Annotated in this window: 18 protein-coding genes; 6 read left to right on the top strand and 12 right to left on the bottom strand. The window is 72.3% G+C overall.

The window, feature by feature from the left end; translation table 11 throughout:
• Nucleotides 1-51 precede the first annotated feature (51 nt).
• Nucleotides 52-768 carry a dethiobiotin synthase gene (bioD, locus tag AB1460_RS02285; RefSeq protein WP_368958861.1) on the bottom strand — a complete coding sequence of 239 codons (717 nt, stop codon included), beginning with the start codon at nucleotides 766-768 and terminating at the stop codon, nucleotides 52-54.
• The gene (locus AB1460_RS02280) at nucleotides 765-2,183 is read right to left on the bottom strand and encodes an 8-amino-7-oxononanoate synthase (RefSeq protein WP_368958860.1); all 1,419 of its coding nucleotides are present in this window, start codon (nucleotides 2,181-2,183) and stop codon (nucleotides 765-767) included. Before AB1460_RS02280 ends, bioD begins: the two co-directional genes overlap by 4 nt.
• 52 nt (nucleotides 2,184-2,235) lie before the next feature.
• Between AB1460_RS02280 and AB1460_RS02275 the strand changes: the two genes are divergently transcribed.
• Entirely contained in the window at nucleotides 2,236-3,705 is a 1,470-nt protein-coding gene (locus tag AB1460_RS02275) for a sensor histidine kinase (RefSeq protein WP_368958917.1), read from the top strand.
• A gap of 493 nt (nucleotides 3,706-4,198) precedes the next feature.
• Here AB1460_RS02275 and AB1460_RS02270 read toward each other — a convergent pair whose 3' ends face one another.
• Nucleotides 4,199-4,447, bottom strand: a complete 249-nt coding sequence (locus tag AB1460_RS02270) for a WhiB family transcriptional regulator (protein WP_018634477.1) — start codon at nucleotides 4,445-4,447, stop codon at nucleotides 4,199-4,201.
• A gap of 639 nt (nucleotides 4,448-5,086) precedes the next feature.
• On the opposite strand from AB1460_RS02270, the gene AB1460_RS02265 reads away from it, so the two are divergent.
• The gene (locus AB1460_RS02265) at nucleotides 5,087-5,950 is read left to right on the top strand and encodes a glycerophosphodiester phosphodiesterase (RefSeq protein ID WP_368958859.1); all 864 of its coding nucleotides are present in this window, start codon (nucleotides 5,087-5,089) and stop codon (nucleotides 5,948-5,950) included.
• Between the two features lie 75 nt (nucleotides 5,951-6,025).
• Here the strand turns inward: AB1460_RS02265 and AB1460_RS02260 are convergent, their stop codons facing one another.
• Nucleotides 6,026-7,111: a diacylglycerol/lipid kinase family protein gene (locus tag AB1460_RS02260; RefSeq protein ID WP_368958858.1), complete on the bottom strand. Its 1,086-nt coding sequence runs from the start codon at nucleotides 7,109-7,111 to the stop codon at nucleotides 6,026-6,028.
• Nucleotides 7,112-7,239: 128 nt separating this feature from the next.
• On the opposite strand from AB1460_RS02260, the gene AB1460_RS02255 reads away from it, so the two are divergent.
• Nucleotides 7,240-7,680, top strand: coding sequence for a hypothetical protein (locus tag AB1460_RS02255; RefSeq protein WP_368958857.1), 441 nt, complete (start codon nucleotides 7,240-7,242; stop codon nucleotides 7,678-7,680).
• 138 nt (nucleotides 7,681-7,818) lie between these two features.
• Here the strand turns inward: AB1460_RS02255 and AB1460_RS02250 are convergent, their stop codons facing one another.
• The 4 genes from AB1460_RS02250 to sodN form a co-directional block, all read right to left on the bottom strand.
• Nucleotides 7,819-8,916, bottom strand: coding sequence for an RNA polymerase sigma factor SigF (locus AB1460_RS02250; protein ID WP_368958856.1), 1,098 nt, complete (start codon nucleotides 8,914-8,916; stop codon nucleotides 7,819-7,821).
• The gene (locus tag AB1460_RS02245; RefSeq protein WP_368958855.1) at nucleotides 8,913-9,449 is read right to left on the bottom strand and encodes an anti-sigma factor; all 537 of its coding nucleotides are present in this window, start codon (nucleotides 9,447-9,449) and stop codon (nucleotides 8,913-8,915) included. The genes AB1460_RS02250 and AB1460_RS02245 overlap by 4 nt, the downstream gene beginning before the upstream one ends.
• A gap of 726 nt (nucleotides 9,450-10,175) precedes the next feature.
• Entirely contained in the window at nucleotides 10,176-10,667 is a 492-nt protein-coding gene (locus AB1460_RS02240) for a GNAT family N-acetyltransferase (protein ID WP_368958854.1), read from the bottom strand.
• 175 nt (nucleotides 10,668-10,842) lie between these two features.
• Entirely contained in the window at nucleotides 10,843-11,241 is a 399-nt protein-coding gene (gene sodN / locus AB1460_RS02235; RefSeq protein WP_071089368.1) for a superoxide dismutase, Ni, read from the bottom strand.
• Nucleotides 11,242-11,395: 154 nt separating this feature from the next.
• Here sodN and AB1460_RS02230 point away from each other — a divergent pair, with 154 nt between their 5' ends.
• Entirely contained in the window at nucleotides 11,396-11,731 is a 336-nt protein-coding gene (locus tag AB1460_RS02230; RefSeq protein WP_368958853.1) for a S24/S26 family peptidase, read from the top strand.
• A 53-nt stretch (nucleotides 11,732-11,784) separates the two neighbouring features.
• Here AB1460_RS02230 and AB1460_RS02225 read toward each other — a convergent pair whose 3' ends face one another.
• Complete coding sequence (locus AB1460_RS02225) at nucleotides 11,785-12,408, bottom strand: dTDP-4-dehydrorhamnose 3,5-epimerase family protein (RefSeq protein WP_368958852.1); 624 nt, start codon at nucleotides 12,406-12,408, stop codon at nucleotides 11,785-11,787.
• A gap of 1,102 nt (nucleotides 12,409-13,510) precedes the next feature.
• On the opposite strand from AB1460_RS02225, the gene AB1460_RS02220 reads away from it, so the two are divergent.
• Nucleotides 13,511-14,785 (top strand): NAD(P)-dependent malic enzyme, encoded by a 1,275-nt coding sequence (locus tag AB1460_RS02220; protein WP_368958851.1) that lies wholly within the window; start codon nucleotides 13,511-13,513, stop codon nucleotides 14,783-14,785.
• 182 nt (nucleotides 14,786-14,967) lie between these two features.
• On the opposite strand, the gene AB1460_RS02215 is transcribed toward AB1460_RS02220, so the two are convergent.
• Nucleotides 14,968-15,111 (bottom strand): hypothetical protein, encoded by a 144-nt coding sequence (locus tag AB1460_RS02215; RefSeq protein WP_230204754.1) that lies wholly within the window; start codon nucleotides 15,109-15,111, stop codon nucleotides 14,968-14,970.
• A gap of 252 nt (nucleotides 15,112-15,363) precedes the next feature.
• On the opposite strand from AB1460_RS02215, the gene AB1460_RS02210 reads away from it, so the two are divergent.
• Complete coding sequence (locus AB1460_RS02210) at nucleotides 15,364-16,338, top strand: zinc-binding dehydrogenase (RefSeq protein ID WP_368958850.1); 975 nt, start codon at nucleotides 15,364-15,366, stop codon at nucleotides 16,336-16,338.
• A gap of 37 nt (nucleotides 16,339-16,375) precedes the next feature.
• Here AB1460_RS02210 and AB1460_RS02205 read toward each other — a convergent pair whose 3' ends face one another.
• Together AB1460_RS02205 and AB1460_RS02200 are read right to left on the bottom strand one after the other, a co-directional pair.
• A complete protein-coding gene (locus AB1460_RS02205; RefSeq protein WP_071089382.1) occupies nucleotides 16,376-16,555 on the bottom strand; it encodes a DUF6104 family protein in 180 nt (59 codons plus the stop codon).
• Nucleotides 16,556-16,755: 200 nt separating this feature from the next.
• The gene (locus tag AB1460_RS02200; protein ID WP_368958849.1) at nucleotides 16,756-20,496 is read right to left on the bottom strand and encodes a multifunctional oxoglutarate decarboxylase/oxoglutarate dehydrogenase thiamine pyrophosphate-binding subunit/dihydrolipoyllysine-residue succinyltransferase subunit; all 3,741 of its coding nucleotides are present in this window, start codon (nucleotides 20,494-20,496) and stop codon (nucleotides 16,756-16,758) included.
• Nucleotides 20,497-20,531 lie beyond the last annotated feature (35 nt).

Genomic DNA, 20,531 nt, shown 5'->3' with positions numbered 1-20,531 from the left:
CGTTGCCCGGCGCTGTCGTTCGTCCGGCACCGTCCTGGGGCCGCGGCACCGTCATGCAGTGTGCCGGGAGCGGAACCGTGCGGCGTTGAACGCACCGCCGAGGGCTGGTTCCAGCGAGGCACGCGCGACCTCCCGGAACCGTGCGGTGTCGAGCAGGCCGGCGCCGTCCGGGACGGCGCCGGCCAGCGGGCGGGCAGCCAGCAGTTCCAGGTCTGTGATGTTGCTGCGGGCGGCCAGATCCGGCTCGGCGGGCCAGGCGCCGATGACGATGCCGGCCAGATCCAGCCCGCGGTGTGCGATGGCCTCCAGGGTCAGCGCGGTCGCGTTGAGCGAGCCCAGGCCCGCCGTCGTCACCACCAGGACCGGCGCCCGCAGCTCACGGGCCAGGTCAGCGAGGGTGGATCCGTCGTCGTCGTACCGGACGAGCAGCCCGCCAGCGCCCTCGACCAGCACCAGCCGGCGGTCCGCCTGCAGCTTCCGGACGGTTCCGGCGACGGTGGCCAGGTCGAGGGTGGGCAGGCCGGCCCGCCGAGCGGCGCTGACCGGCGCGAGCGGGTCGGTGTACCGGGCGAGCTCGTGGACGTCGTCGACGCCGGAAAGATCGCGCACCAGGTCCACGTCACCGAGCTCGCCGGCCTGCACACCGGTCTGCGCCGGCTTGACCACCGCCACCGTGCTGCCGCGGTCGGCAGCCAGTGCCGCCAGCGCCGCGGTCACCACCGTCTTGCCCACCCCGGTCCCGGTTCCTGTGACGACAATCACGCTCACGGCGCGGGGATCCGGGCGATGGCGCTGGTGATCACGCCGACGGCGCGCTCGATGTCCCCGTCGGTGAGGTCGGCGCGGGCGGCGACCCGCAGCCGGCTCGTCCCGGGCGGGACCGTCGGTGGCCGGAAGCAGCCGACGGCGACTCCGTCCTCCCGACAGGCGGCGGCGACCGCGACGGCGCGCTCAGGATCTCCGAGCACCACGGAGACCACCGCCCCGGCCGGCTCCGGGGCGCCGGTCGCCTCGGCGATCTGCCTGGCCCGACGCCGGACCTGGCCGGGCAGCTCCGGCCGTGTGGTCAGCAGCCGCAGGGCGGCCAGCGCGGAACCGGCACACGCGGGCGCCAGACCGGTGTCGAAGATGAAGGTGCGGGCGGTGTCGATGAGATGGTCGCGCAGCGCCGCCGGCCCCAGGACCGCCCCGCCCTGGCTGCCCAGCGACTTGGACAGCGTCACCGTCGCGACCACATCCGGCTCACCGGCCAGCCCGGCGGTGGCCAGTGCGCCGCGCCCTCCCGGGCCGACGACCCCCAGCCCGTGCGCCTCGTCGACGAGCAGCACGGCGCCGTGGCGCCGGGCGACCGCATGCAGGGCCGGCAGCGGAGCCAGGTCGCCGTCCGCGGAGAAGACCGAGTCGGTCAGGACGAAAGCCCGCCGCCAGGCCCGGGTGGCCAGCGCCTCGTCGACGGCGGCGACATCCGCATGTGGGGTGACCAGGACCTCCGCCCGGGAGAGGCGGCAGGCGTCGACCAGCGACGCGTGGTTGCGCTCATCCGAGACGACCAGGTCACCTGGTCCCGTGAGCACGGTCAGCATCGCCAGGTTCGCCGCGTAGCCGGAGGAGAAGACCAGCGCGACGGAGAAGCCGAGGTGCGCGGCCAGCGCCTCCTCCAGCTCCCCGTGCAGGGTGGTGGTGCCGCTGACCAGCCGGCTCCCGGTCGACCCGGCACCGAACGCACGCAGTGCCGCGATCCCGCCCTCGACCACCTCGGGATGGCGGGCCAGACCGAGGTAGTCGTTGCCGGCGAGGTCGAGCAGCAGATCGCCGTTGGTCCAGGGCTGCAGGGAGCCCTGGACCGGCAGCTCGGCCGGCCCGCCTGCGATCCCAGGTGTTCCCGCGGTCCCCGCGGTCCCCGCGGTCCCCGTGGCTCGGGGGGCGCGGGGACGCAGCACGCGGTGCAGCCCGGCGGCCGCGCGCAGCCGCGCGGCCTCGTCCAGCCAGCCGAGCGGGTCCGACGCCGCCGCCGGACCGGTCGTGCCAGCCGGGGCGGGTGCGGGCGGGGCGGGCGAGACAGGCGGGCCGCCGGCGAGCGTGTCCGTGTCACTGCTGGCCAGAGGGTCGGGGGGGCCGACCAGGGCGGCGGATGACGTGGTGCGGGTGGGATCGGGCGTCACGTCGGCGAGCGTACGGTGCATTCCGGCCCGGCCGCCCGGCACGCCGCGGGTGGCATCTGGCAGTCTGCGTGCCGTGGGAACCCTGGCCGACGCCCTGCGGGCGAGTACTGATCTCGCCGGCGACGACATCGACCATCTCCATGCCCTCGTCGAGGACTGGGCGCTGCTGGCCGACCTGTCGTTCGCCGACCTGCTGCTGCTCGTGCCCGTGCGGTCCGGCGCGGTCCGGGCCGGCCATGCCGGCGGCATGGAGTTCCAGGTCGTGGCGCAGGTACGGCCCACCACCGGTCCGACGGCCTACCACAACGACGAGGTGGGCAGCGTCGTCATCAACCGGTGGGTGGTCCAGAACGCCTGGCGCGAGCACCGCATCGCCCGGGAGGGCGAGCCCGAGTGGGATGGCGGGGTCCCCGTTCGTACCGAGGCGATCCCGGTGCGGCACGGCGACAGGGTGATCGCTGTCCTCGCCCGCGACACCAACCTCGCGACGACACGTACGCCGAGCGCGCTGGAATCGGCCTATCTCCAGGCCGCGAACAACCTCGCGCTCATGATCGCCGAGGGTGCGTTCCCGTTCCGTGCGGGTTCGGCGGAGCTGCCGGAGCCGCCGCGGGTCGGCGACGGAATGATGCGCCTGGACGGCGCCGGCAAGGTCATCTTCGCCAGCCCGAACGCGCTGTCCGCCTACCGCCGCCTCGGCTACACCGGGAACGTCACCGGTGAGGACCTGCGCACCGTGCACCGCGCCCTCAACCTGCCGGCGACGACGCCCGCGGTGTGGCATGCGATCAGCCGGCGGCGGCCGGTCGAGGTCGAGCTCGAGGTGGGCAGCACGGTGGTGCTCCTGCGGGCGATCCCGCTGTACCCGGGTGCGATCCGGGAGGTGCTCGTCCTGGTGCGGGACGTCTCGGAGCTGCGGCGCCGGGAGGCCCAGCTGCTGAGCAAGGACGCGACGATCCGTGAGATACATCACCGCGTCAAGAACAACCTGCAGACCGTGGCCGCGCTGCTGCGGCTGCAGATGCGGCGGACGAAGGCGGACGAGGCGCGGGACGCCCTGCGGGAGTCCGTGCGGCGGGTCACCTCGATCGCGGTCGTCCACGAGACGCTCTCGCAGACGCTTGGGGAGTCCGTGCCGTTCGACGAGATCGCCGACCAGATCACCTCGGTGACGGTCGACCTCGCCTCGACCGGGACGCGCGCCACGACGCGGCGCACCGGGTCGTTCGGGCAGCTGCCCGGCGAGCTCGCCACGCCGCTGGCCCTTGTGCTTTCGGAACTTCTGCAGAATGCTGTCGAACATGCGTTCGACGGATCGGCCGGGGCGATCGAGCTCCGCGTCCGGCGGGAGCTGGACCGCCTCGACGTCGTGGTCGCTGACGACGGGGCGGGCCTGCCGGAGGACTTCCAGCTCGAGCACTCGCCGCGGCTGGGCCTGCAGATCGTGCGGCAGCTGGTGCTCGGCGAGATGCGCGGGACGATCCGGCTGCAGGCCGGTCCGGCCCGGGGGACGGAGGCTCTGCTGTCGATTCCACTTTCCTGAGGTTGCGTGTTTGGGGCTCGCATGGCCGGGTATGAGACCCGACGTGCCCTCTGACCGCCGCCAACGTGCGCTGGTTGCGTCATCTCCCGCGGACGGCCGGAACGGGTTCGCCGCCTTCGATGGTGCGGGTGCCGCGGGTCGATCAGCCGCAGGTGGCACGGATACCGAAGGTGGGGATCCGGAAGATTTTTCGGCCGCTCCGTCCGAGCCCGCACGTAGTGCAACGGCGGACCAGCGGACAGAGCGGCCGATGGTGTTACTTCTCGTGCCGTCCGCGCTGAGCGCGCACGGGATCCACTCCGCAGGAACGGGCATGGAGCACCTCGTTGCAGCGAGGCGTTGGCCGGGCTCGTCCGTGCGCGGAACGGCTGTTCACGGTCATTGTTCGGTTGTGATCAGCCCACCGGCGGTGGGCCAGTTCGGTGCTGTCGCCGTACGGCTTGCTGCCGCCCCGGGCAGGGCGCCAACAGGCTCGGGCGGTTCGGGCCCAGGCTCAGGCGGTGCGGACCCGGAGGCGAACCTGACGCTTCAGCGCCCGTCGTTCGTCCTCGCTCAGCCCACCCCAGACCCCGGAATCCTGCCCGGTGTCGAGAGCCCAGTTCAAGCAGTCACTCGTGACCGCGCATCGCCTGCAGACGGCCTTCGCTTCTTCGACCTGGCGTTCTGCCGGACCGGTCGTACCGATCGGGAAGAAGAGCTCGGGATCCTCGTCACGGCAGAGCGCTCGGTGGCGCCAGTCCATGCGTACTACTCCCTCTCTCGTCTCGGACCACACTGCACATCAGACGCTCGGTGAGCCGCCTTGGTTGCGTCGCGTCCCGAAAGAAATTCTGGATGTCGCGTCGGGCGCGGCGGCGGAGGCTTGTGCGAGTGCATGCGCGTGGTCCCAGGTGCACGTGCATCTACCTCGGACATTCGCCACCCTCCCACCGGAACGGGCAGGGGCGCAAGAACCTACCTGTGGTGTGACGGCGGTTCTGGCCGGTCCCTGTCCGCCAGGGACACGGCCGGACCACGGGTAACGCGACCGCCCATCGGGCATTGGCCATCGGGAGAGAGTCCCGTGGCCATCGGCACTTCCAGGCTCTCCGGATCATGTTGGACCGTTGTGGGGTGCCCGAACGTCGGCCGAGGCGGAAGCGCTCGGCGATGTTCATCTGGCGGCCATGCCGCCTGGTCATTCTGTGCTGCGTTGTCGCTTTGGTGTTGATTCTGGAGGCGTAGGGGCCATTCTGGCGCATCGCGCCGCGCGGTGCGCGCCGGGGGCCCGCCGGGCCGGCCCGGCGGGCTGCCGCCACCGACGGGATCCGCTCGGTGGCCACCGAGCGTGGTGGTGATGCTGCGGTGGAAGTGCGAGGAACAGTCCGTGCAGGATGGGGCGATGGAGGTTCTTGGCCACCGGGGCAGCCGGACACCTGGCCCCGAGAACACGGTCGAGGCTGTCGACGCCGCGTTACGAGCCGGCGCCGACGGCGTGGAGCTCGACATCCGGCGCAGTGCCGACGGTGATCTGGTCTGCGTGCACGACGCCCGGCTCCCGCGCCTCGGTGGTCGCGCCGTTCTCCGGCGGTCGACCAGGGAGCTGGCGAGCCGCGGGATCCCGACACTGACCGACGTGCTGGACGTGTGGGCGGGCCGTGGCCGGCTCATCCTCGAGATCAAGAACCAGCCGGGCCAACCCGACTTCGACGCGCCGCGGGAGCGCACCGCCCGGGCGCTCATCGAGCTCCTGCGGGCCCGGGGCCTCCCCGGGCCTGGTCCGACCCTCTCTGAGCCGGGTCCGGTCATCCCCGGGCCGCTGGACGCGGCGGAGAGCCCCGCCGGCGAACCCGTCGAACCCCGGTTGCACCCCGCATCCACGCCGGACGCGCGGGCGAACGGCGGTGGGGCGGGTGCCGGCTCCGCGTCCCAGCCGGGGATCACGGTGTCATCCTTCGACTGGTTCGCGATCGAGGCGGTCCGCGACGCCGGCCTCGGGGTCGCGACCGCGTTCCTCACCATGCCCCGGATGTCGGTCAGCGGCGGGATCGCCTATGTCCGCTCCGCCGGCCACACCGAGCTCCACGCGCACGTGTCGGCCGTCCGCGGCGTGCCGGACGCGGTGCCGCGGGCACGCCGGGCCGGTGTCCGCCTGGTCACCTGGACGGTCATCGACCCGGCGGCGGCGCTCGAGCTGCGTGACGCCGGCGTCGACGGGATCATCTGCGACGACCCGGCCGGCATCACCACGGCACTCGGGAGATGATCGTGGCCAGGCGATGATCGCGGCCAGGCGACGACGGCGGTCAGGAGATGATGACCGTGCGGGCGATGCCGGCGGTCAGGCGATGACCCGCAGGGCCCGCGGGTGGTGGGTGAGCTCGACCGAGGTGAACAGGCCCAGCACCTCGCCGTCCATCTGCACGGCGACCGGCTCGTCGGAACGCAGCGTGATGGACGTCGCGTCGTGGAGCCCGTAGACGTTGCGACCCCGCGGGTCGGCGTCCTCGCCGAGCATCTTCAGCCCGGTCCGCAGCACGCGGGTGAGCCGCGCCCGACGCAGGCCCAGCAGGTCCAGCCCGGTGTCGAAGGAGGCAGCCGGACAGGCTGCCACCGGGCGGTTGTTCAGGTAGGTCCAGGGCCGGGTGTTGCACACGATCGCCAGCGACACCTCGGCCGGTGCGCGGCTGCCGTCGCCGCCCGCCTCCGACCCGCCGTCACCATCGCGGTCGCCGTCGCCGAACGCGGCTTTGGCCTCGTGGCCCGTAGCGTCCGCGGGAGCCGTGCTCTCGGGAGCGCCGTCCGCCTCGTCGAGGATTCCGCGCAGGTCCGGCACGCCGCCGGTCGAGCTGACGGAGATCGTCGGGCCGGACCGGCCGGTCCGGCGCAGCAGCTCCGTGACCGCGCAGCGCACGAACAGCCCCGGGGTGCTGCGCCGCCCCTTCTCCCGGCGCCGCTCGACGGCGGCGACCACGTCGGCGTCCAGCCCGACACCCAGGCAGAAGGCGAAGTACCGTTGCTGGTCGCCGTAGTGGGCCAGCCCGACGCTCACCTCGCGGCTGCGGCCCTCCCGCAGGGCGGCGAGCAGCTCACCGGTGGCCTCGACCGGCGACGACGAGTACCCGAGAGCCCGGGTGAAGACGTTCGTGCTGCCGCCGGGAACCACGGCGAGCGCGGGGCCGCCGGCGGCGGGGCCGCTGCTCACCAGGCCGTTGACGATCTCGTTCACGGTGCCGTCACCGCCGAGGACGATCACGACGTCCACGCCCATCTCGCGGGCGTCGGCCCCGAGCTCGACCCCGTGGCCGCGGCCCTTGGTGACAACCGTCTCCAGGTCGACGTCAGCGGCGAGTGCGGTGACGAGAACGTCGCGGACCCGCTCCGTAGTGGTGGTCGCAACCGGATTGACGACCAGCAGCCCGCGCATGGCAATACGGTAGCCTGCGCAGGCATTCAGGGCGTCGGCTGGGAAAACTCTCACACCGTCCGTGCTGACCCGGCGCCGCCACGCGGCCGGGTGGCGGGCCCGCCGCCGCGGGCACGTAATCTCGACGGATGGGTACCAACCGCGGCGTCGCGGGGGAGCCAGGCGGCGGTCCGGCGCAGCAGACGCGTGCCGTGCCGCGGCCCCTGCTCGTCGCAGGAGCGCTGCTCGGGCTCCAGACGGTGGTGCTGACCGGCCTCGGAGTGCTGCTGGTGGTCCGGGGGTTCGGCTCCGACATCGACGACGTCGGGCGGGCGGAGACAGGCGGCCTGCTGGCGCTGGTCGGCGCGGCCGGTCTCGGCCTCGTCACCTGGGGGGTGCTGCGCGGGCGGGAGGGGTTCCGCTCACCCGCGCTGGTGACCCAGGTGCTGTGCCTCCCTGTTGCCTGGGGGCTGCTCCAAGGGGGTCTCTACGGCTACGGGGTGCCGCTGGTCGTGGTGCCGATCGTGATCATCGTCGCGATCGCCCTCGGTGGGGGATACGCCCGTCCCGGCGCCGGCCAGGAGCAGTAGCTCCGGCCTCGGGCAGGAGCGCCGGCTTGGCCTGTGCCAGCGCCGGCCCGTGGGGCGGTGGCGAGCCGGGGTCAGGAGGGCACGGAGAGAGTACGGGGCTGGACCGACCCGGGCCCGGGGGTCGGTCGTCGGTCTGGTTCAGCCGTCCTCGAGCAGCCCGCGGCGCAGCTGGGCCAGCGTGCGGGCCAGCAGGCGGGACACGTGCATCTGCGAGATCCCCAGCTCGTTCGCGATCTGTGACTGCGTCATGTTGCCGAAGAACCGGAGGAGCAGGATGCGCTTCTCCCGCGGCGGGAGCTTCTCCAGGAGCGGCTTGAGCGACTCCCGGTACTCCACGCCCTCGAGCGACTCGTCCTGCACGCCGAGCGTGTCCGCGACGGCCGGTGCCTCGTCGTCGCCGGAGTCGGGCGCGTCGAGGGACACCGCGGAGTAGGCGTTCGCCGACTCCAGCCCCTCGAGGACCTCCTCCTCGGTCATCTCCAGGTGGCGGGCGATCTCGCTGACCGTCGGCGAGCGGCCCAGCGACTGGGAGAGCTCGGAGGTCGCCTTCGTCAGCGAGAGCTTCAGCTCCTGGAGCCGGCGGGGCACCCGGATTGCCCAGCCCTTGTCCCGGAAGTGGCGCTTGATCTCGCCGACGATGGTCGGGGTGGCGTAGGTCGAGAACTCGACCCCGCGCTCGGGGTCGAACCGGTCGACCGACTTGATGAGGCCGATCGTCGCGACCTGCACCAGGTCGTCGAGAGGCTCGCCGCGGTTTCGGAAGCGCCGGGCGAGGTACTCGACGAGCGGGAGATGCATGCGGACGAGCTGGTCCCGCACGGCGGCCCGCTCCGGATCGCCCTGCGGCAGCGAGACCAGCTGCGCGAACAGCGCCCGGGCACGGACGCGGTCCGGGGAGGTGCTGCGCTCCGGTGCCGCATCCGCCTCGGGACCGGCCGTCTCGGTGGCCTCGGCAGTCCCGGTGGCCTCCGCGGGGCTCTCCGGGTGCGCCTGTTCGCCCAGCGCCGGGGGCGCCGGGCGGCCCGTGGCGGACCCGCTCCCGGCGGCGGCGGGCGGGGCGTGGCCGTTCTTCTCCCGGCCCGCTCCCGGCCCGCTCAGGGTGACGCCGGCGACCTCGCCTGCGTTGCGTTGGCTGATGGCCGCGACCGGATCGCCCGCGCCAGCGGGATCGTGGCTGCCCGCGTGGCCCACGGGTGCCGATCGGGGCGTGGTGGGTGTTCTGCCGGCTGAAGTCACAACGTGCCTACCGTGTCGCCGAGGGCCGCCGCGGAGGCCGCACCTGAGCCGCGGACATGCCCGGCCGGGGGCTCACCCAGGTCGGCCCGGACGCCGCGACGCTTCTGGAGGGCAATGCTGACCCGGGAGCCCGGGCCCGTCGAGCTGGAGACGTCACCGGCCAGCGCGGTCAGCACCGTCCACGCGAACGTCTCCTTGGACGGTGGTTCGCCGTCGAGGCTCTCGACCGTGACCAGGACCTTCATCACGCCGGGTTCCAGGGCGAAGTTGCATTCCAGGGCGGATCCGGGCACCGCGGAGACGAGCAGCAGCGCGCACGCCTCGTCCACCGCGATACGGAGATCCTCAATGTCGTCGAGAGTGAAGTCCAACCGGGCCGCGAGGGACGCTGTGGCCGTCCGCAGGACGGTCAGATAGGCGCTCGCGGCGGGCAGGGTGAGCTGGACGACGTCGTGCGGGCCGCCGTCGCCGGTGGCGCCGCCCGAGATGCCGTCCGAGTTCTCCGCGCCGCCGGTAGAAGGCGTCGGATTCACGTTCCTACCCCCAAGAGCCCGGGTCGTGCGAGGAAGGTCCTCGTCGATGATGTCTGTCGCGTGCCTGGTGTCTGTCTCGTGTCTGGTGCGTCGTGTCTGGTTCTTCATGCCTGGTGCCGTGCGGACGGTGCGTCGTGCTGTTCCCCTTGTGTTCCGCTGTGCCGCGTGAGCCGCCGACCGCCCCGCTGATGGTGCCGCCGGCCCTGGATGTGACCGCCGGCCTGCTCGTTGCGCCCGGTGCTCGTCGCCGCCTTGGATTCTCGCCGTACCAGCTGCCGTTCGTGCGTGGATCTCGCCCTTCGTGCGCCCGAACTTCCCGTGCCGGGCGCCCTCGGCGCGTCGGTGCCAGATACCAGAGCGCTGTCACCACGGCGTGACAGCCTCCGGCCGGGGTGTGATGTCCGTTTCCGGACGACACTCCGGTGGTGGGCCCTGCCCTGTTCCGCGGGGCGCTACTCCGATGATGGCCCTGCCCGGGTTGACCACCTGGCATGGCCTCCCGTCGTTCACCACCGTACCCAGGCTGCCTGGTGTGTCGCAGGTCGGGTGATCAGAAGACGCGCGTCGGGCCCACGTGGTCGTGAATGGCCGGTTCATGCCGGCCACCTGGGAATTCGTTGCCCGGCGCGAGGCGCTGGAAGAGCGCGAGCACAGGCCTGATGACCACTTCGTGTGGACGTTCGGACCACGGCACGTTGCCGTCAAGGTGCATCTCAGCCGACATCGTCACCGGGGCGGTCGCCGGTGCGCCAGCGCGTCGATGGCCGCTGCGTCGAGGCGCCAGGTGGTCCACTCCTCGGTGGCCGTCGCCCCCACCGAGTGGTAGAAGTCGTGCGCGGGCGTGTTCCAGTCCAGCACGGCCCATTCCAGGCGCTGGTAGCCATGCCGCGCGCACAGCCGGGCGAGTTCGCGCAGCAGCGCGCGGCCGTGCCCTTCGCGGCGATGTTCGGGCCGGACGAAAAGGTCGACCAGATACATCCCGGCCTGGCCGGTCCAGGTGGAGAACGTCGGGTGCCAGAGCGCGCATCCGAGGACGTCGCCTCCCTCGCCCGGAGCGGTCGCGACCAGGCAGTGCACCGCCGGCGGGTCGCCGAAGAGAGCGACGGTGAGGTCGTCCGGGGTCATGGCGACCGCGTCCGGCTCCCGCTCGTAGGCGGCGAGGTCGCGGACCAGGCCGAGGACGGGAACGACGTCCGCGCGTTCAGCCGTTCTGATCATGTCAGCTCCGGCGCAGGGCGGGCACGGTGGCAGGGCAGCGCAGGCGCGGTCGGGGCAGAGGGCAGGCGCGGTCGGGCCAGGCGGGGTCGGCGCAGGCGGGGCTGGAAACGGGGACGTCCCCACAGGGTGGCTTCGCACCACCCGGCAGGGACGTCCTCGCTGCAGGTCGCCGACGTCAGGCGGCGGCCTTGGTCTCCCAGAAGATCGTGGAGATCTCGTCGATCAGGTCGAGCAGCTGCTGGCCCTGCGCCGGGTCCACCGAGCCCTTGGCGCCGGCGGCGCCGGCGGCCTTGGTGGCCTTCCAGAACAGGTCGTGGAGCTGGGGGTACTTCTCCAGGTGGTTCGGCTTGAAGTAGTCGGTCCACAGCACCCAGAGGTGGTGCTTCACGAGTTCGGCGCGCTCCTCCTTGATGACGAGCGCCCGGGCCCGGAACTCGGGGTCGGCGTTGCCCTGGTACTTCTCCTGGATGGCCTTGACCGACTGGGCCTCGACCTTTGCCTGGGCCGGGTCGTAGACGCCGCAGGGCAGGTCGCAGTGGGCACTGACGCTGGTCGCGGGATTGAGCAGGCTCATGCCGCTGTCCTCTCTGTACGCCTTGGGACTTCAGTCGCCCCAGGGCGACCGTGCCCGCGCCGGGTGGCCGGCCCTGGGTGATGCGATCGCGGGCCGGTGAGCCGCGAGTGAGCAGCTCGCGGACCGGTTTCCCGCCTTCTGGCAACCTACCCCTGTGAGCCCGAACATTTCTCCGCGGGCGGTCGGCGTGCGTGGCGAGTCGATGCGCCCGACCCTGCGCGACGGCGACGCCTGTCTGGTCCTGTGGGGCGCACCGCCCCGGCCGGGGGATGTGGTGGTCGCGCGGCTGCCGGGCCGTGGCCTCGGCATCAAACGGGCGGAGTTCACCGACCCGGACGGATCCTGGTGGCTGCGGTCGGACAACGTGGGGGTCGGCACCGACAGCGCCGCGTTCGGCATGGTTCCCGCCGGGGACGTTCTGGGCCGGGTGGTGGCGCGTTACTGGCCGCGCCCCCGGGTGTTGCGCCGCAGCCGCCCGCCACGGGCGTAGCGGGCCCTGAGGCTGCTGCCGTGGCACCGGGGCTCGGTGCCACGGCAGCAGCCTCAGGAACGAACGGCGCCGCTGCCCAGGGGGCGCAGCGAGTCGTAGAAGGCCCTGCAGTCGGCGTAGCTGGGCAGGATCCCGGCGGCGGCGGCCTGGTGCAGGCTCGGCGCCGCGATGTCCTTGTCGGACAGCAGCGGGGTCAGGCCCGGCGGCCAGGGCAGGTCGAGATCCGGGTCGAGCGGGTTGATGCCGTACTCCCGTGCCGGCGTGTAGGGCGTCGAGCACAGATAGGCGATGGCGGCGCCGTCGGTCAGCGCCATGAACGCATGCCCGAGACCCTCCGACACGTACAGGCCCCGCCGGTCGACATCGTCCAGGACGACGGCCGCGTGCGCGCCGAACGTCGGCGAGCCGATCCGGATGTCCACGACGCAGTCCAGGATCCGCCCGCTGACGCAGGTGACGTACTTGGCCTGGCTGGGCGGCACCTGGGCGTAGTGGACTCCGCGCAGTGTTCCCGCGCGGCTGACACTGGCGTTCGCCTGGGCAAGTTCGAGACGATGCCCGGTCACCGATTCCAGCGCGTCGGTACGGAACCATTCGAGGAATGTTCCGCGTGGATCGGCGTGCTTGCGCGGGGTGAACAACCAGGCATCGGATATCGGCAGCTCGGTGACCTCCACGACAACACACGCTACTAGGTTTAGGCGGCCGATTCCCTGACGGGACCGCCCAGGAACCCGCGCTCAGGGTGAACATGATGACACCGGTCGCTGTCGTATCACCGGCCTCCGGCGACCGTCATCCGTATCCGTATGTTCCTGGTGGACGTGTGGTGACCTGGGGCGCGGCTTCCTGGCCGCCGGATCCCGCCCCAGTCGCCAGGTGCACTCCGGAAACCCACGGACGGACAACATCCGCCTTGGGCGTGAATCGTCTCACGATTCATCTGTGATGGGTGTGTCGCGAAGTCACGATCATTGGCGTGTGGCCGGGAGGAAACTCCGGGGAAACGCGGTGGAATCGGGGTCCGGGAGTGCTCGGGCATTCGGGCCGATTCTGGAAACCCGGGCGACACGCCGGCCACGGGAGTCCGCGTGGGAACGCCCGCCCACGGGTCCCGCTCCCAGGCGTCTCCTGTCGTGCTGCCTGCGCCGGCGGTTGCGTCTGTCGCCGCCTTCGCCGCCTTCGCCGCCTTCGCCGCCTTCGCCGCCTTCGCCGCCTTCGCCGCGGCCACTGCTCTGCGCAACCGCTCCCTCACCCGTCAGACCCGGCGCCGAAGCAGGGCCGGGAGGCCAGGGTGCCGCGCCGGTGCCGGGGGTGCCGGACCCGGTGGCCAGGCACCGGCGAAGCGGGCGGACCGAGTCGGATGGCCGACAGCCCACGCCGCACGGGCTCGCCGGAGGCGGTGGACAAACGGTGCCTGGACCCGTCCTGGCCCCTCCCGGAGGCCTCCGGGGCCCGCGCATGTCACGGGCTGGCAACATCCATGGGCCCGTCCGGCGTCCGCGGGTTTCATTCGGAAGACATCTGGGGTTTGTCGGTGGTGAATCAGACAGGCAGGCCCGGGGCCCTCGGCGTGCCATATTGGAAGCTGTGGCGGGCCACCCCCGCCGCAGGCACCCTGGCACACCAGTCGCCTCACACGTCCGAGGCGGCGCCGCATGCCCGCCGCCCCGCGAACGCCCGATCTTCGCCGGGGCCCCGGGAACGTCCTAGCCACGTCCGGTCAGTGACACCGTTCGCCGGACGGTACCGCCGTGGCTTGTCCGAGGAGCCCCTTTCGTGACCGCAACCACCGACCACACGACCCTCGACCCGTCCACCGTGGCCCCGGCCGGAGGGCCCGGCTCGGCAGAGTCCTCGGCAGCGTCGCCGGGATTCGACGGCCCGAGCCCACGCCCGTCCGACGACGACCCCGCCTTCGCGCTCCACCGGGGCGGGAAGATCGGAATCGGTCTGACGGCGCCGCTGAACAACCGGGAGGACCTCTCGCTCGCCTACACCCCGGGTGTCGCCCGGGTGTGTGTCGCGATCGCGGAGACACCCGCGCTGGCCGACGAGTACACCTGGCGCGCCAACACGGTGGCCGTGGTGACCGACGGGACGGCGGTGCTCGGCCTCGGTGACATCGGGCCGGCCGCAGCGCTGCCGGTCATGGAAGGCAAGGCCGCGCTGTTCAAGCACTTCGGCGGGGTCGACGCCGTCCCGATCTGCCTGGACTGCACCGACACCGAGGAGCTCGTCGACACGATCGCCAGGCTGGCCCCGGGTTTCGGTGGCATCAACCTGGAGGACATCTCGGCGCCGCGGTGCTTCGCGATCGAGAGCATGCTGCAGGACCGCATCGACATCCCCGTGTTCCACGACGACCAGCACGGCACCGCGATCGTCGCGCTCGCCGCGCTGGAGAACGCCGCGCGGCTGACCGGGCGGGAGCTGTCGGACCTGCGGGCCGTGGTGTCGGGAGCCGGCGCCGCCGGAGTCGCCGTCACCCGGATCCTGCTTGCCGCGGGTATCGGTGACATTGCCGTCGGTGACAGTCGGGGCATGATCTACGCGGGCCGGGACGGCCTCACGCCGGTCAAGGCCGCGCTCGCCGCCGAGACGAACAAGGCGGGGCTCAAGGGCTCCATCAACGAGGCCCTCGCCGGGGCGGACGTCTACCTCGGCCTCTCCGCGGGCAAGGTGCCCGAGGACGCGGTGGCCACCATGGCCCCGGAGGCGATCATCTTCGCGATGGCGAACCCGGACCCCGAGATCGACCCGGAGGTCGCGCACAGGTACGCCCGGATCGTGGCGACCGGTCGCAGCGACTACCCGAACCAGATCAACAACGTCCTGGCCTTCCCCGGTGTCTTCCGGGGTGCGCTGGACGTGCGCGCCAGCCGGGTCACCGAGGGCATGAAGCTCGCCGCCGCGCGGGCGCTCGCCGACGTGGTCGCCGACGAGCTGTCCGAGGACAACATCATCCCGAGTGTCTTCGACAAGCGGGTCGCCCCCGCTGTCTCGTCGGCGGTGGCCGAGGCCGCCCGCGCCGACGGGGTCGCGCGCCGCTGACGCTGCCGCCGCTCGTGACGTTGACGCGCCGCTGACGCACCGGCCGCGCCGTGGCTGCCAGGCTATGAGGGTTCTGGCAGCCGCGGCGGGCCTCGGGCCGGCCGGGCTTGGCCGGGGGCCGGGCCGGTAGCCGCGTCAGGCTGCTCGGGACCTTCGCCCGGGACTTCGGGCCGGCTGGTGGGTCAGACCCGGCCGCAGCCCGGGCACGGCCGGTTCTCGCTGGCCTCGGTGAGCGGGCGCAGGGCGCCACACCCCTTGTAGGAACAGCACACGAAATCCGCCAGCGGCACGACGATGACCGGGTAACCGTCGGTCGCCGGGACCACCGGCGGTTCCGGGACCGGCACCGGCCGCCGCCGACGCCACCCGAACCGACGACCGCCCCCGTCCCGGCCAACCGCAGCCGGCGTTCCTCCCTGTGTCACCACGGGACTGAGTTCAGCACATCTGCTGGGCGAGCGCGACGGCCGGGCCGACGGGACCAGCCAGGGACACGCACATCCCGGCCAGGTCGGTGCCCACCGGGTCGATGCCCCGGGCGGCAACATCCGTGCCCTCACCGGCACTACAGTTGCCTGATGCTTGCCGCCGCTGCTGTCTCGATCAACCCGGACAGTCCGCTTGCCGGCCTTGAGGTCGGCGAGCAGCCCGAGCCGGCTGTCCCCGAGGGCTGGACCACGGTCTCCGTGCGCGCGGCGGCGCTCAACCACCACGACCTGTTCAGCCTGCGCGGTGTCGGGCTGCCGGCCGACCGCCTGCCGATGATCCTCGGCTGTGACGCCGCCGGAGTGAGCGAGGACGGCGCGGAGGTCGTCGTCCACGCGGTGATCGGTGACCCGGCGCGCGGCGGCGGGGACGAGACCCTCGACCCGAGACGGACGCTGCTCTCCGAGCTGCACCCCGGGACGCTTGCCGAGCGGATCGCGGTGCCCCGCGCGAACCTCGTGCCGAAGCCGGCCTCGCTGTCCTGGGAGGAGGCAGCCTGCCTGCCCACCGCCTGGCTGACCGCGTACCGCATGGTCGTCAGCCGCTCGGGCCTGCCCGCTGACGGCGGCGGGACGATGCTCGTCCAGGGAGCCGGCGGGGGGGTGGCCACGGCAGCCCTGCTCATCGGCAAGGCCGTCGGGCACACCGTGTTCGTCACCTCGCGGGACGAGGCGAAGCGTCAGCGCGCCCGTGACCTCGGCGCCGACCTGGCGGTCGGGTCGGGAGAGCGGCTGCCGACCCGGGTCGACGCGGTGATCGAGACTGTCGGCGCCGCCACCTGGTCGCATTCGGTGCGGTCGCTGCGCCCGGGCGGGCGCATCATCTGCTCCGGCGCTACCAGCGGCCCGAACCCGCCGGCCGAGCTGAACCGGATCTTCTTCCTGCAGCTGTCGGTGATCGGCACCACGATGGGCACCCGGGCGGAGCTCGCCGCGCTGGTGGACCTGCTGGACCGCACCGGCACGCGCCCGCTCGTGGACGATGTCCGCCCGCTCGCGGATGCCCGGACCTCGTTCGAGCGGCTGGCGGGCGGCGAGGTGTTCGGCAAGCTCGTGCTCACCGTGTGACGGCCCGGTCCCGGCACCAGTGTCGTGACCGGGAGCACTAGAGATCGGGGTCGTCGTCCGGCCGGGCCAGCCAGGTGGCGAGCTGTTCGACCGCGTCCTCGTACTGCGGATGCAGGTCGACGAAGGTGCGCAGGGCATCCGCCAGCCAGTCGAACGACACCGACTCCGCCCCGCGCCGGCTGGCGAGCTCTTCGATGCCACGGTCGGTGAAGTACATGGCCGAACGGTATCCGGCGCCGGGCCCTGAGCGGCAGGGTGCACCCAACCGCGCTCGGGACGGAGCGCGGGAGCGGGGCGTGCGGAAACGGGACGAGGCGGTGGGCCTGCCCGCGGTTCGCGGGTCGGCTCACCGCCTCGTCCGTATGCCCTGCATGCCTGCCGAGACCAGCCCGTTTCGCCGGGCGGCCCGGCATGGGGTCAGTCGGCGAAGGCGGCTTCGACCAGTGCCGCCTGCTCCCGCTCGTGCACCTTGGACGACCCGGAGGCCGGGGCGGCCGACGCCCGCCGCGAGACCCGCCGCAGCCGCAGCCCGTCGGGCAGCGACTCGGGCAGGTTCAGCGCCATGTGGGGGTAGGCGCCCTGGTTCGCCGGCTCCTCCTGGACCCAGACGATGTCGGTGACGTTCGGGTACCGCGCCAGCAGCGTGGCGAGCTCCGGCCCCGGTGTCGGGTACATCTGCTCGACCCGCAGCAGAGCGAAGCGCTGCGAGTCGTTGCGCTTCTCCCGCGCCGCGGCCAGGTCGTAGTAGACCTTGCCGGCGGACAGCAGCACCCGCCGGACGCTGGCCGGGTCGCCGACTGCCGCATCGTCGATGATCGGCTGCCAGGCTCCGCCGGTGAGGTCCTCGACGGCGCAGGCCGCCGCCTTGAGCCGCAGCATCGACTTCGGCGTGAAGACGATCAGCGGGCGGCGCACCGGCGACAGCGCCTGCCGGCGCAGCAGGTGGAAGTAGCTGGCCGGGCTGGACGGCGCGGAGACGGTCATGTTGCCGTCCGCGCAGAGCGCCAGGAACCGCTCGGGGCGGGCGGACGAGTGGTCCGGCCCCTGACCCTCGTACCCGTGCGGGAGCAGCAGCGTCAGCGACGACCGCTGGCCCCACTTCGCCTCACCGGCCGAGATGAACTCGTCGATGATCGACTGTGCGCCGTTGGCGAAGTCGCCGAACTGCGCCTCCCACAGCACCAGGGTGTCGTCCCGGGCCACGGAGTAGCCGTACTCGAAGCCCATCGCCGCGAACTCGGAGAGCAGCGAGTCGTAGGTGTAGAAGGTGCCGACCTTCGAGTCGTCCTCGTTACGCAGCGTGCGCAGCGGGGTGTGCTCCGCGGCGGTGTACCGGTCGACGAGCACCGAGTGCCGCTGGCCGAAGGTGCCGCGGCGGCTGTCCTGGCCGGTCAGCCGGACGGAGGTGCCGTCCAGCAGGAGGCTGCCGAACGCGATCGTCTCGGCGAGCGCCCAGTCGATGGTGCCGCTCTCGATCATCTGTGGGCGGCGCTCGATCTGCGGCCGCAGGCGCGGGTGCATGACGAACCCGTCCGGCAGGGTGACCTGGGCGTCGACGATCTTCTTGACCGTCTCCAGCGACACCGCCGTGGTGACTGCCGCCGCGGCCGCCGCCTCCGCCGGGGTGGTGACGATCCGGGGCAGCGGGGTGGGCCGGGGTGTGGTCTCCCGGGTCTCGGTGAAGGCCTTCTCCAGCTCGGCCCGGTAGGTCTTCATCGCCTGCTCGGCCTCGTCGCGCGTGATGTCACCGCGGCCGATCAGGGCCTCCGTGTAGACCTTGCGCACCGAGCGCTTCGAGGCGATGGTGTCGTACATCAGCGGCTGGGTGAAGGACGGCTCGTCCATCTCGTTGTGGCCCCGCCGGCGGTAGCAGACGAGGTCGATCACCACGTCCTTGTTGAACGCCTGCCGGTAGGCGAACGCCAGCGTCGCGACCCGCACGCACGCCTCCGGGTCGTCCCCGTTGACGTGGAAGATCGGCGCCTGCACCATCCGCGCCACGTCGGTGGCGTAGACCGAGGAGCGGCTCGACGTCGGTGACGTCGTGAAACCGACCTGGTTGTTGATGACGACGTGCACGGTGCCACCGGTGCGGTAGCCGCGCAGCTGGGAGAGGTTCAGCGTCTCGGCGACCACGCCCTGGCCGGCGAAGGCCGCGTCGCCGTGGATCAGCACCGGCAGGACGGTGTACCCCGCGAAGCCCTTGTCGAGGACGTCCTGCTTCGCCCGGGCGACACCTTCGAGGACGGCGTCGACCGCCTCGAGGTGGGACGGGTTCGCCACCACCGAGACGGGGACGGTGCGCCCCTCCCGGTCGGTGTAGACGCCGTCGGCGCCCAGGTGGTACTTCACGTCGCCGGAACCGTGCGCGGTCTGCGGGTCGACGTAGCCCTCGAACTCGTCGAAGATCTGCCGGTACGACTTGCCGACGATGTTCGCGAGCACGTTGAGCCGGCCGCGGTGCGCCATGCCGATGACGACCTCGTCGAGGGTCGCCTCCGCCGCCCGGCCGAGGATCTCGTCGAGCAGCGGGATGGTCGACTCCGCGCCCTCCAGCGAGAAACGGCGCTGGCCGACGTACTTGGTCTGCAGGAACGACTCGAAGGCCTCGGCGGCGCCGAGACGCTCCAGCACGTAGAGCTGCTCGGCCGGGTCCGGCCGCTCCGCGGAGCGTTCGACCCGGGCCTGGATCCAGGTGCGCTCCTCGGGCTCCTGGATGTGCATGTACTCGATGCCCACCCGGCGGCAGTACGAGTCGCGCAGCACGCCCATGACGTCCCGCAGTGACATGGTGCGCTGCCCGGCGAAGCCGCCCACCGGGAACTCGCGGTCGAGGTCCCACAGGGTGAGGCCGTGCCCGTTGATGTCCAGGTCGGGGTGGCTGCGGATGGCGAACTCGAGCGGGTTCGTGTCGGCCATCAGGTGGCCGCGGACCCGGTAGGCGTGAATCAGCTCGAGCACCCGGGCGCCGTGGTCGAGGTCGCCCTCGTGGTGCGCGGAGATGTCCGGCAGCCAGCGGACCGGGACGTAGGGCACGCGCAGCGACTTGAAGATCTCGTCGTAGAACCCGTCGGCGCCCAGGAGCAGCTGGTGGATGCGCCGCAGGTACTCGCCGGACTGCGCGCCCTGGATGATCCGGTGGTCGTACGTGCTGGTCAGCGTCATGATCTTGGAGATCGCGAGCTTCGTCAGGGTCTGCTCGGCGGCGCCCTGGAACTCGGCCGGATACTCCATGGCTCCGACGCCGATGATCGTGCCCTGACCCTCCATGAGGCGCGGGACGGAGTGCACCGTCCCGATACCACCGGGATTGGTCAGACTGATCGTGACGCCGGCGAAGTCGTCCATGGTCAGCTTGTTCGTCCGTGCCCGGCGGACGAGGTCCTCGTAGGCCAGCCAGAACTGGCTGAAGTCGAGGGTCTCGGCCTTCTTCACCGCGGCGACGACAAGCTGGCGGCCCTTGGGCGTGACCAGGTCGATGGCGAGCCCGAGATTCACGTGCTCGGGCTGGACCAGCGTCGGCTTTCCGTCGACCTCGGCGTAGGAGGCGTTCATCGCCGGGTGGTCGACCAGGGCCTTGACCATGGCGTAGCCGATGACGTGCGTGAAGGAGATCTTCCCGCCGCTGGACCGGGCGAGATGCCGGTTGATGACGATCCGGTTGTCGGCCAGCAGCTTCGCGGGCACTGCGCGGACGGACGTCGCGGTCGGGATGTGCAGCGAGGTCTCCATGTTGGAGACCACGCGGGCGGAGGCGCCGCGCAGCGGCGTCCGGGCGCCGGCCGCGACGGGCGCGGCCGGGCGGGGCGCCGCCGGTGCCGGCGCCTGGGGCTTGGGCTGGGCTGGTGTGGCGGCCGTCGCCGCCCCTGCCGCGGGGGCCGCTGCCGGTGCCGGTGCCGCGGGTGCCGCCGTCGCCGCTGGCGCGGCGGGGGCCGAGGGCGCCGGTGCCGGCAGCGGTGACGCGGAGCCGGGGGCGGCGGCTTCACTCGCCTGCGCGTCCCCGGTGGGCGGGTTCACCGGACGGTAGTCCGAGAGGAACTCGCGCCACTCAGGGGAGACGCTCTCCGGGTCTTCGAGGTACTGCTGATAGATCTCGAAGACCAGCCACTCGTTGGGGCCGAAGTCAGGTTCTGACGCGGGTACCGTCGGTGCTGTCACGGGGCCAATCGCCTCTATCCACGGTGTACATCTCA

The organism is Parafrankia sp. FMc2 (assembly GCF_041008525.1).
In the GTDB taxonomy this organism is placed as follows: domain Bacteria; phylum Actinomycetota; class Actinomycetes; order Frankiales; family Frankiaceae; genus Parafrankia.
Note: the sequence above shows the minus strand (reverse complement) of the source record. Positions and strands in the feature narration are given on the sequence as shown.